This window comes from Frankia sp. EI5c (assembly GCF_001636565.1).
In the GTDB taxonomy this organism is placed as follows: domain Bacteria; phylum Actinomycetota; class Actinomycetes; order Frankiales; family Frankiaceae; genus Parafrankia.
The window spans coordinates 1-9,773 of sequence record NZ_LRTK01000136.1 but is presented as its reverse complement, the minus strand read 5'-3'; the positions used below and the strand labels follow the sequence as shown (position 1 = coordinate 9,773).

Annotated in this window: 3 protein-coding genes, 1 tRNA gene and 15 pseudogenes; 9 read left to right on the top strand and 10 right to left on the bottom strand. The window is 66.3% G+C overall.

Features of this window, described 5'->3' with window-relative positions:
- Positions 1-1,219: 1,219 nt before the first annotated feature.
- Positions 1,220-1,462: hypothetical protein (locus tag UG55_RS44720; RefSeq protein WP_242425152.1), on the top strand; the 243-nt coding region annotated here is incomplete at its 5' end.
- Between the two features lie 20 nt (positions 1,463-1,482).
- Here the strand turns inward: UG55_RS44720 and UG55_RS48390 are convergent.
- A pseudogene (locus tag UG55_RS48390) lies at positions 1,483-1,935 on the bottom strand (RICIN domain-containing protein); the annotation flags it as partial.
- A gap of 680 nt (positions 1,936-2,615) precedes the next feature.
- Here UG55_RS48390 and UG55_RS44715 point away from each other — a divergent pair.
- The 5 genes and pseudogenes from UG55_RS44715 to UG55_RS48385 form a co-directional block, all read left to right on the top strand.
- Positions 2,616-3,100: pseudogene (locus UG55_RS44715) on the top strand (DUF3631 domain-containing protein); the annotation flags it as partial.
- Between the two features lies 1 nt (position 3,101).
- The coding region (locus UG55_RS44710) for a DUF3631 domain-containing protein (protein WP_242425151.1) at positions 3,102-3,408 on the top strand (307 nt) is incomplete at its 5' end.
- A 251-nt stretch (positions 3,409-3,659) separates the two neighbouring features.
- A complete protein-coding gene (locus UG55_RS26465) occupies positions 3,660-3,857 on the top strand; it encodes an excisionase family DNA-binding protein (protein ID WP_066074638.1) in 198 nt (65 codons plus the stop codon).
- 284 nt (positions 3,858-4,141) lie between these two features.
- Positions 4,142-4,215: pseudogene (locus UG55_RS44705) on the top strand (hypothetical protein); the annotation flags it as partial.
- A gap of 1 nt (position 4,216) precedes the next feature.
- Positions 4,217-4,399 (top strand): annotated as a pseudogene (locus tag UG55_RS48385) (site-specific integrase); the annotation flags it as partial.
- 734 nt (positions 4,400-5,133) lie between these two features.
- Here UG55_RS48385 and UG55_RS26455 read toward each other — a convergent pair.
- The 9 genes and pseudogenes from UG55_RS26455 to UG55_RS44660 all read right to left on the bottom strand — a co-directional run.
- A tRNA-Gly gene (locus UG55_RS26455) sits at positions 5,134-5,207 on the bottom strand.
- Between the two features lie 257 nt (positions 5,208-5,464).
- Positions 5,465-5,669, bottom strand: a pseudogene (locus UG55_RS44695) (glycosyl hydrolase family 65 protein); the annotation flags it as partial.
- Between the two features lies 1 nt (position 5,670).
- Positions 5,671-5,802: pseudogene (locus UG55_RS44690) on the bottom strand (hypothetical protein); the annotation flags it as partial.
- A 1-nt stretch (position 5,803) separates the two neighbouring features.
- A pseudogene (locus tag UG55_RS44685) lies at positions 5,804-6,058 on the bottom strand (family 65 glycosyl hydrolase); the annotation flags it as partial.
- 1 nt (position 6,059) lies between these two features.
- Positions 6,060-6,184: pseudogene (locus UG55_RS44680) on the bottom strand (hypothetical protein); the annotation flags it as partial.
- 1 nt (position 6,185) lies between these two features.
- Positions 6,186-7,060, bottom strand: a pseudogene (locus tag UG55_RS44675) (family 65 glycosyl hydrolase); the annotation flags it as partial.
- Between the two features lies 1 nt (position 7,061).
- Positions 7,062-7,670 (bottom strand): annotated as a pseudogene (locus UG55_RS44670) (family 65 glycosyl hydrolase); the annotation flags it as partial.
- 184 nt (positions 7,671-7,854) lie between these two features.
- Positions 7,855-8,198: pseudogene (locus UG55_RS44665) on the bottom strand (HAD family hydrolase); the annotation flags it as partial.
- Position 8,199: 1 nt separating this feature from the next.
- A pseudogene (locus tag UG55_RS44660) lies at positions 8,200-8,510 on the bottom strand (hypothetical protein); the annotation flags it as partial.
- A gap of 230 nt (positions 8,511-8,740) precedes the next feature.
- Between UG55_RS44660 and UG55_RS44655 the strand changes: the two are divergent.
- The 3 pseudogenes from UG55_RS44655 to UG55_RS44645 all read left to right on the top strand — a co-directional run.
- Positions 8,741-8,954, top strand: a pseudogene (locus tag UG55_RS44655) (dCTP deaminase domain-containing protein); the annotation flags it as partial.
- Position 8,955: 1 nt separating this feature from the next.
- A pseudogene (dcd, locus tag UG55_RS44650) lies at positions 8,956-9,260 on the top strand (dCTP deaminase); the annotation flags it as partial.
- A gap of 1 nt (position 9,261) precedes the next feature.
- Positions 9,262-9,346, top strand: a pseudogene (locus UG55_RS44645) (dCTP deaminase); the annotation flags it as partial.
- Between the last annotated feature and the right edge of the window lie 427 nt (positions 9,347-9,773).

Here is a 9,773-nt window from a genome sequence, read left to right as displayed (position 1 = left end):
GGACCTCGGTCAGGTGCGGACCGGTAACGCGCCCCAGGTCATGGCCAGCCTCCGCAACCTCGCGATCGCAATCCTGCGCCTGGCCGGTACTACGAACATCGCCGCGGGAATCCGCTATCACGCCCGCCGCCCCGAACGCCCCCTACAGACGATCACGAAGCTTGCTTGCTAAGCGACAACTTTGCCGGGGCCCTGAAGACTGAGACCATTCAGCTCGGGTAACGTGCATCGGCAATATCGGGCGCGTGGAATCGGTATGCGATACTCTACCTGTTGATTCCCGTGGGGGCATAGGTGAAGAAATTTTTTAGACAGAAATCTGATTCTTGCAACTACCGTTCCCGCCTAACCACGGCAGGCTTGGTAAGCGGAGGAAGTGTAACATTTGGAACTCGGATACCATGAGCATGCATCGATTCAACCAATGCCGGGCGGGACACTTGCAATAGTTGCAGGATGGCGGGAAATCCCATTCCGTCAGCCGAGTAGAGCAATGCCACCAGCCAGTCCTCAGCTCGCGGCTCGGCGAAGCCGGCAGCTAGTGCGATACCCTCGGCGCGGCCCAGAACTTGTCTTCCATCGGGATTGATGCCTACACCTCCACCGATCGCATCACTACCTCGCGTGCTGCCATCGGGGAGAACTGTCACACGTTCGCTACAAAACTGAGCAATTATTCGGTCGTAGGTGATGCCGTTCTCAATGAGCACCTCAGAAGCTACTGACGGCTCAGACAGTAGCGCTAGGACTAGTTGNGGAACTCCGGCAATTCCGATACTGTATCTCGCCGCTTCCTGAAGGGCCTGCCTAAGTATTTTCGCCATGACTCTCCATGTGGATGTCTGACCAATACGCATTATATTTCACTTGATCATTATAACACCGAGACGGCTCGTTGACCATCAAGCTAGACCCGTCTTCCGCACATGAGGCAGTGACCTGCGGCGATGCATCGATTGATCAACAAGTGCAGGTCGCTGACCTGCGACGATGTGCTCATGTGTGGAGAAAAGGGCTAGACCAACGCCAAATTGAGGATGTATGAACTGCACGAGCGATCGCGCGCTCATGTAGTTCGAGCGCGCGATCGCTCCGCCTAGAAATCGAACGAGGTTAGCGTATTTAGGTACCGCGTCAGGAAGGCCCTTGGGTGGTATCCGACTCAGGGGTGATTCCCGGCTCAAGGGTAGTCCCTGATTCAATGTGGGCCGGCGTTGTNGGGCTGGCTGGTGAAGGATCAGTGCTTGGTTCATCCACCGCCGTGGGACTAGCCGCGGGGCTGGAAGACGTTTCAACCGGACGGGGCGGGCCGGATGTAACCGAGGAAGGTGTAGCGGAAGTCGCCGGCGCTTCCGACAGTGTGGGAAGCGCCGAGGTGGAGGCCCTGGGTATTGGTGAGGTCGCAGGCGAGAATATCGATGGGGCTTCATTTCCTTGCCTAGCGAGCAGGGCTGTTATTTGATCGATGCCCCACCGCTGGTGGCTAACACCAACATCCGGATAAACATCGAGCTGCTGACCTATCGTGGTGTATCCGCCCGGCACAGTTAGTACTGTTCCCGTGTTGAAGTTGGTGAATGCCCACGTGGAGCCGTATTGCGTCTTAGACCAAAGCTGATTATTGTTTCCGCCGTTACATGGCTGCAGGATAGTAGCATTACTGCTGTTCAGCGAGGCACATTTTCCCGAATGATAGTTCAGCAGAAGGCCGAAGCCGAGCCAGTTTCCTTCCTGTGCCCACCACTGAGAATGATTGCTCTGGGAACACGTTGCCTGGACGATAGCGGCGCCGGTGGCTTGAGAACCGCCCGCGACACTCACGCAGAGATTTGTGCCAGAACGATGAAGTTCCCGATAGTCCGGGTCCGGATCCTCCCATTTCCAATGGAAGTATGTATCTGAGCCGACATTTTCGGCGTATTGGAGGTTACATATATGCCCCTTTCCGTTAGAAGCGATAACATCTTGCCCCCAACTATAGAAATAGCATTCGTGTTGCAGCCCGTCTGCGCCCAGGATCCAATCAGGGAAATCGTAGAGCGCGGCTCGCGCTGCCGATGTATTTACAANGAAGCCCACTAGAGAGAAGATCACTACTAGGAAAATGGAGNGCAATCGGCGACGTTTCATCAGCCTTCCCCTCTCGTACGAAGATCGACATTCAGTAGTGCGCACCCGCACAAGAATCTCTTGCGCGAGAAGGCATTCGGCTCGCCGAATTTTCGACCCCCTCGGCGTCTATTGAGGGTTGCCAAAGAAAATGTAATAACTGCATCGGCGGTGATGATCGAAGTTTTTGCGGCATCATTCCTCTGAGTGAAAAGATAGATATACGCGCATTCCGTCAGCAAGCGGAACGTCAATCTGTTGATGCAGAGTTGTCTTTCTGTATCAACAGATCGATCTATCTGTGTGAGCCTCAAGTCGGATCCGCCGACCCTGCTTGTAGACGANGCCGACACGATTTTCGGTGGGAAGTCCGCCGACACCAACGAGGATCTGCGCGGACTGCTCAATNCCGGTCACCAGCGCAACCGGCCCGCGCTTCGGTGGGACAACGTCGGCCGCCAACTGGAACGCTGCCCGACCTTCGCCATGGCCGCACTCGCCGGAANCGGTGCCATGCCCGACACCATCGAAGACCGCGCCGTGGTCATCCGCATGCGCCGCCGCATGCCCGGAGAAACCGTCTCCCCCTACCGCCACCGCCGCGACCGGCCCGCCCTGCGCACCATCGCCGAGAACCTCGCCACCTGGCTCCGCCCCGACCTCGCCATTCTCGAATGCGCCGAACCCACTATGCCCGTCGAAGACCGCGCCGCCGACACCTGGGAACCACTGTTCGCCGTCGCCGACCACGCCGGCGGGCCCTGGCCCGACCGTGCACGACGCGCCGTCGATGTCCTGACCGCCGAAGCCGACGAGGGACAGGAAACCTCCCTACGGGTCCGGCTCCTGCTCGACTGCCGCTGCGCGTTCGAAACGGACGCGGAACTCCCCACCGCCCGGCTGCTGCAACGCCTCAACGGGGACCCGGAAGCACCCTGGGTAGAGCAGGGGCCGGCCGGTCTCACCGGCCGCCGGCTGGCCGTCCTGCTCCNCGAATACGGCATCCGCTCCGCCAACATCCGCTTCCCCGACGGCACCCAGGCCAAGGGTTACGACCGCGCCGCGTTCACCGACGCCTGGGCTCGCTACTGCCCGCCCGAGGACCTTCCGACGGAGGTCCCGTCCCATCCGTCCCAAGCGTCCCCGCGCTGGTCAGAGCGGGACGGATACCCGCCCTGGGACGGATCGATCCGTCCCACGAACACAACCCGTCCCAGCCTGACCAGCGTCGGGACGCTTGGGACAGATGGGACGGATACCCCGCCGGACCCGGTCACAGGCGGCCGACGCACCGCCTGAACCGCCCTACCTGAAGATCCATCCGCCATATCTCCACAAGCGGTCCCGGCGCACCGCCTACCAGCAAGCCGCCGGGACCGCACCCCTCCACCAGAAGCGAAAGGGGCACTCCCATCGTGACGCGATCATTCCCCCCACGACACCCCGACGATGTGGTCCCTGGCACGGCTCGCCTGTCCCCCGTACGCCGTCGACCCGCACCGCACCCGGTGGCGGACACGTCACCGCGGCCCTTGGGTGACGTCCTGACCGTGGAGCAGGCCGCCGACCGGATGAACATGAGCGTCCGTTACGTCCGGCGCCTGATTGCCACGCGGCGCATCGCGTTCCACCGCATCGGCCGGTCGGTCCGGCTGACAACGGTCGACGTCGATGCTCACATCACCGCCGGACGTGTCGAGCCGCTGACCGCGTCCGACGTCTGGAGCGGCATGCGGAGCGTGATCTGATGGCCGGCCGTCGCCGCTTCGGCAGCATCCGCCGCCGGGATTCCGGCCGTTACCAGGTGCGCTATCCCGGGCCGGACGGCCTGATCCGCACCGCACCCGAGACGTTCGTGCGCAAGAGCGACGCCGAACGGTACCTGACCCTCGTGGAAGGCCAGATGTTCCGCGGGGAATGGATCGACCCCGAGCGAGGAAAGGTGACCCTCACCGTCTACGGCACCCGGTGGATTGCCCAGCGCCCCACCCTCCGCCCGTCGACGGTGGGTCTGTACNCCGGCCTGTTCACNCGGCACATCACACCTCATCTCGGGAACATGCCGATCAACCGGATCACCACCCCGATGGTTCGGGAATGGCGCGCNGTCCTGCTCGACAAGGGCGTGTCCGTGAGCACCGCGGCGAAGGCGTACCGGCTGCTGCGCGCGATCCTGATGACGGCGGTGAAGGAAGACGAGCTGATCCGGGTGAACCCGTGCCGCGTCCCGGGCGCCGACCAGGAGCACGCCCCGGAGCGGCCCATCCTGACCATTCCTCAGGTGTTCGCCNNGGCGGACAAGTTCGACCGCCGGTTTCGCGCGCTCGTCCTCGTGACCACGTTCGCGTCGCTGCGCTGGGGAGAGGTCACCGCGCTTCAGCGTCGCGACGTCGACGCCGACAACGGCACCATCCGGATCAGACACGCCCTGGTCGAACTACGGGGGCAAGGGGTCGTGCTGGGGCCACCGAAGTCCCGTGCGGGCATGCGCGCGGTGGCACTACCCGCCGGCATCCTCCCCGACCTGCAAGCCCACCTCGCCGACTACGTGGCCGACGCCCCCACGGCCTACGTGTTCACCGGCCCGAAGGGCGCGCTTCTGCGGCGCGGCAACTTCCGCACGCTCGTGAAGTGGGCGGACGCGGTGGCCGCGATCGGCGCACCGGGTCTGCACTTCCACGACCTGCGCCACACGGGCAACACGTTGGCGTCGAAGACGCCGGGGCGAGCCTGCGCGACCTGATGACCCGCATGGGGCACGACTCGCCCCGCGCCGCGCTGATCTACCAGCACGCTTCGACCGAGGCGGACACGGCCTCGCGGACGCCGTCAACGCGCGGCTCACCGCCCGCCAGAAGGCCCCGGAGCAGGCCAGCTCACCGGACGAGGAGGACCCCGACGACGGCGCCGCGGGGGCACTCGTGCCGGCCTAGTGGCCCGTGGATGGCCCGTAGCCCGATTCTGACCGTCTAGAAAGATCTTCGCCCCTGGTCGGCATATAGCTCTGACCAGGGGCGGAAGGAGTGGAGCGGGCGACGGGAATCGAACCCGCGTTGCAAGCTTGGGAAGCTCGTGTTCTGCCTCTGAACTACGCCCGCGTGATGCAACCGCATCCTACCGGACGTCGCCGCCGGGTGGGGCACCCGCCACCCCGGGCGGCGCCGCCGTCAGTGGTCGGGTTTGTCGGATCCGCCGTCCCCGCGCCGGTCCGGGGCCGGTTCCGTGACCGTCCGGCTGGTTTCAGCGCGGTTCTCATTACGGTGCGTCTCGGCGCGCTTAACCTCGTCGTCGTTGACCTTGTGCAGGAAGCGCAGCGGTTCGCGGCCGGGTGGCTGCCNNGGTCGCGCCCGCTCGNGGATGGGGGGGACGTCCAGTCTGCAGGGCTGGCCGGGCTGCACCCTGACCTGTTCACCGTGGTGCAGGATCGTGATCCCTTCGCCTTCGACCACGGTGTAGGTGGCAGAGGAGTCCATGACCTCGACCCGCAGGTGGCGGGAGCGGACCCGCAGGCCGAACGCGAGTCTGGTGAGTCCTTCGGGCAGCCGGGGGGCGAAGGAGAGNAGCCGGCCGGTGTCCCGCAGGCCGCCGAAGCCCTCGACGAGCGCGATCCAGCTGCCGGCGAGGGAGGCCACGTGCAGTCCGTCCCCGGTGTTGTGCTCGATGTCCTTCAGATCCATGAACGCGGCTTCGCGCNGGTAGTCGTGTGCGAGCGACATGTGCCCGCATTCGGCGGCCAGGACGGCCTGACAACAGGCTGAGAGGGACGAGTCCCGGACGGTGAGCGCTTCGTAGTAGGCGAAGTTGCGCACCTTCTGTTCCGCGGTGAAGGCGTCGCTGCGCCGCTGCATGGCGAGCACGAGGTCGGCCTGTTTCACCACCTGCTTGCGGTAGAGGTCGAAGTACGGGAAGTGCAGTAGCAGCGGGTACTGCTCCGGCCTGGTGTTCTCGANGTCCCACACCTGGTGGTGGGTGAATCCTTCGGACTGTGGATGGACGCCGAGGTGCTCGTCGTAGGGAATGAACATGTCCTCGGCGGCGTCCCGCCAGTTGGCGGCGGTCTCGGCGTCCACCCCGANGGCCTTGGCACGTTCCGGGTGGCGCTGCACGGCGTTGGCGGCGCCGATGAGGTTCCGCTGCGCCATCAGGTTGGTGTAGACGTTGTTGTCGGCCAGCGCGGAGTACTCGTCCGGGCCGGTCACGCCGTCGATCCGGAAGCGTCCGGAAAGGTCGTGGTGGCCCAGGGAGCGCCAGAGCCGCGCCGTCTCGATGAGGATCTCCAGGCCGACTTCGACCTCGAAGTCCTCGTCCTCGGTGACCCACACGTATCTGATGACCGCGTCGGCGATGTCCGCGTTCACGTGGTAGGCGGCGGTGCCGGCCGGCCAGTAGCCGGAACATTCCTCGCCGTGGATCGTCCGCCATGGGAACGCGGCGCCCTCGAGGTTGAGCAGCTGCGCGCGTTCGCGGGCCGGGGGCAGGATGGAGTGCCGCCAGCGCAGCGCGTCGGCGGCGGCGGCCGGCGCGGTGTAGGTCAGTACGGGCAGGACGTAGCTTTCGCTGTCCCAGAAGGCGTGGCCGTCGTAGCCCGGGCCGGTGAGTCCTTTCGCGGGAATCGCGCGGCGCTCGGCGCGCGCGCCGGCCTGCAGCACGTGGAAGAGCGCGAAGCGCACGGCCTGCTGCACCTCGGCGTCGCCGTCCACCTCGACATCGGCGCAGTGCCAGAACTGCCTGAGGTATTCGCGCTGTTCGTCGACCAGGCCCTGCCAGCCGGTCTGGCGGGCGGCGACCAGCGCGGCGGCGGCCTGGTCGCGCAGGGCGGGCAGCGAGCGCTGCTCGGACCAGCCGTAGGCGAGGAACTTGACCATTCGCAGCTTCTCACCGGGTGCCAGCACCGCTGTCGCGGTCACCCGTCCGGCGTCGGGTTCGCTTTCGGAGCTGACGCCGAGGGAGCNGGGGCCGTCGAAGATGTGGTCCATCGCCGCGGCGACCCGGATGTCGCTGTGCCGGGTGCTGTGGACGAGTTCGACCATGGTGTCGCGGGCGCGGTGCCGTTCCGAGACGAGTGGCGACTCCAGGACCGCGGCGGCGCGCGGGTCCCCCCTGCGGGTGGGTAGCTGCTCGTTGGCGACCAGCTCGGACTGGACGACGACCCGGGCCGGGTCGTCGACGGGCTCGATCTCGTAGAAGATCGCGGCGGCGGAGCGCTGGGTGAACGAGACCAGCCGACAGGAGCGGATCTTGATTCGCTGCCCGGCCGGTGACACCCAGTCGGCTTCCCGGCGCAGCACTCCGTCCCGGAAGTCGATGGTTCGGGTGTGCTTGCGGAGGTCCCCGTACCGCACGTCGAACGGCTCGTCGTCCACCAGCAGCCGAATAATCTTGCCATTGGTGACGTTGATGACGGTCTGCCCAGATTCGGGATAGCCGTACCCGGCCTCCGCATACGGCAGCGGGCGCAGCTCGTGGACGGAGTTCAGGTAGGTGCCGGGCAACCCGTGCGGATCTCCTTCGTCAAGGTTGCCCCGCAGCCCCACATGCCCGTTCGACAGCGCGAACAGGGANTCGGAGCGGGAGAGGTCGTCGATGTCGAGCCCGTGCTCGGTCAGTGACCAGGCCTCGATGGGATAGGTCGGCCTGCTGATCACACGGTTCTCCGGGCCGCGGTCGCGCCGGCCGCACCACCACCAGTCGCACCCACGCCCACACCCACACCGGCTACCCGGCGGTCGCCGAGCAGATCGGCCNGATCCTCGACGACGATGTCAGCGCCGTTGCTCCGCAGCGCCGCGGCGTGCCCGACCCGGTCGACCCCGACCACGTGGCCGAACCGCCCGGCCCGCCCGGCCTGCACGCCCGCCACCGCGTCCTCGAAGACCGCGGCGGCCTCCGGCGGCACGCCCAGCGCCTCCGCGCCGGCGAGGAACGTGTCCGGGGCGGGCTTCCCCGCCAGCCCGCGCTCCTCGGCGACGAGGCCGTCGACCCGCGCCAGCAGCAGGTGCTCGATCCCCGCGGCCCGCACCACCTCGGCACAGTTCGCGCTGGACGACACCACCGCCCGCGGGATCCCGGCGCGTTCCAGCTCCTCCAGGNACCGGACGGAGCCGTCGAAGACCTCCACCCCACCCGACTCGATCTTCGCCAGCAGCAGCAGGTTCTTCCTGGTCGCCAGCGCGTTGATCGTCAGACCTGAGGGCGGGTCCGCCGGCGTGCCCTCGGGCAGGTGGATGCCCCGCGAGTTCAGGAACGCCCGCACACCGTCCGCCCGCGGCCGCCCGTCGACGTGGTCGGCGTAGTCGGTGGCGATGTCGAACGGGACGAACGGGTCGCCGGAACGCCGGGCCCAGTTCTCCAGGAAGTCGTCGAACATCTCCTTCCAGGCGGCGGCGTGTACGGCGGCGGTGNGGGTCAGCACACCGTCGAGATCGAACAGACATGCCCTGATGTGATCCGGTAGCCCCAGCATCGGTCCCCATCCTGGATCAGCGTTTCCCGCACGAGACATCGTCACCGTCGGTGACGGCGACGTCCAGCGATAGCGACGACTCCGTACGGATTCGAGGATCTCCTACCCTGGAACCCCCGTCTTCCACACCGGGGCAACAAACCGCGCCTCTGCGGTAGCGTCCGACAGGTGCTGTTGTCAGACCGGGATATCCGTGCCGAGATCATGACCGGACGGGTCCGGCTCGACCCCTACGACGAGCGCCTCATCCAGCCCTCCAGCGTCGACCTGCGGCTGGACCGTGCCTTTCGCGTGTTCCAGAACCACCGCTACAGCCACATCGACCCGGCCATCGAGCAGGAGGACCTCACCGAGCTGGTGGCACCGGAGGGCGACGAGCCGTNCGTGCTGCATCCCGGCGAGTTCGTGCTGGGGTCGACCCTGGAGGTCGTGACGCTGCCGGACGACCTCGCCGGCCGGCTGGAGGGAAAGTCCAGCCTGGGGCGGCTGGGGCTGCTCACCCACTCCACCGCCGGATTCATCGACCCGGGTTTCTCCGGGCATGTGACGCTGGAGCTGTCCAACGTCGCCACCCTGCCGATCAAGCTCTGGCCAGGCATGAAGATCGGTCAGCTGTGTCTTTTCCGGCTGTCGACACCGGCCGAGCACCCCTACGGCTCGGAGATCTACGGATCGCGCTACCAGGGGCNGCGCGGGCCGACACCGTCCCGGGCCTACCGCGACTTCACCCGGGCGACGGTCCCCGAGATCCAGGACGGGGCCGGCGGCGCCTGAGCCCGCCCGGGGTTCCGGCGAACGTCCGTCCAGCGCGAAGCGGGCGTCCGTCCACCAGAACGGAACGGAACGGGAACGGGGCGCGGCCGGTGTGGCCACGCCCCGTTCCCGTTCGTCCGCTCAGGTGAGCGCCGGTGTGCTCGCGCCCGCGCGCTGCTCTCCTATGCGCCGCTCTCCTGCGTGCCTACGCGCCTTCCGCCGAGGCGGCCGCGGCCGGCGTGGGCGGGGCGGGCGCGACCAGCGAGCGGGCCAGCAGCTGCGACACGTCCAGGACCTCGACGCTGTCCTTCGCCTCGCCCGCGAGCTTCTTCTCGGTGACCGCGTCGGAGAGCANCACGATGCAGAACGGGCAGGCGGTCGAGACCACATCGGGATCGAGGCCCAGGGCCTCCTCCATGCGGTCGACGTTCACCCGCTTGCCGATCTT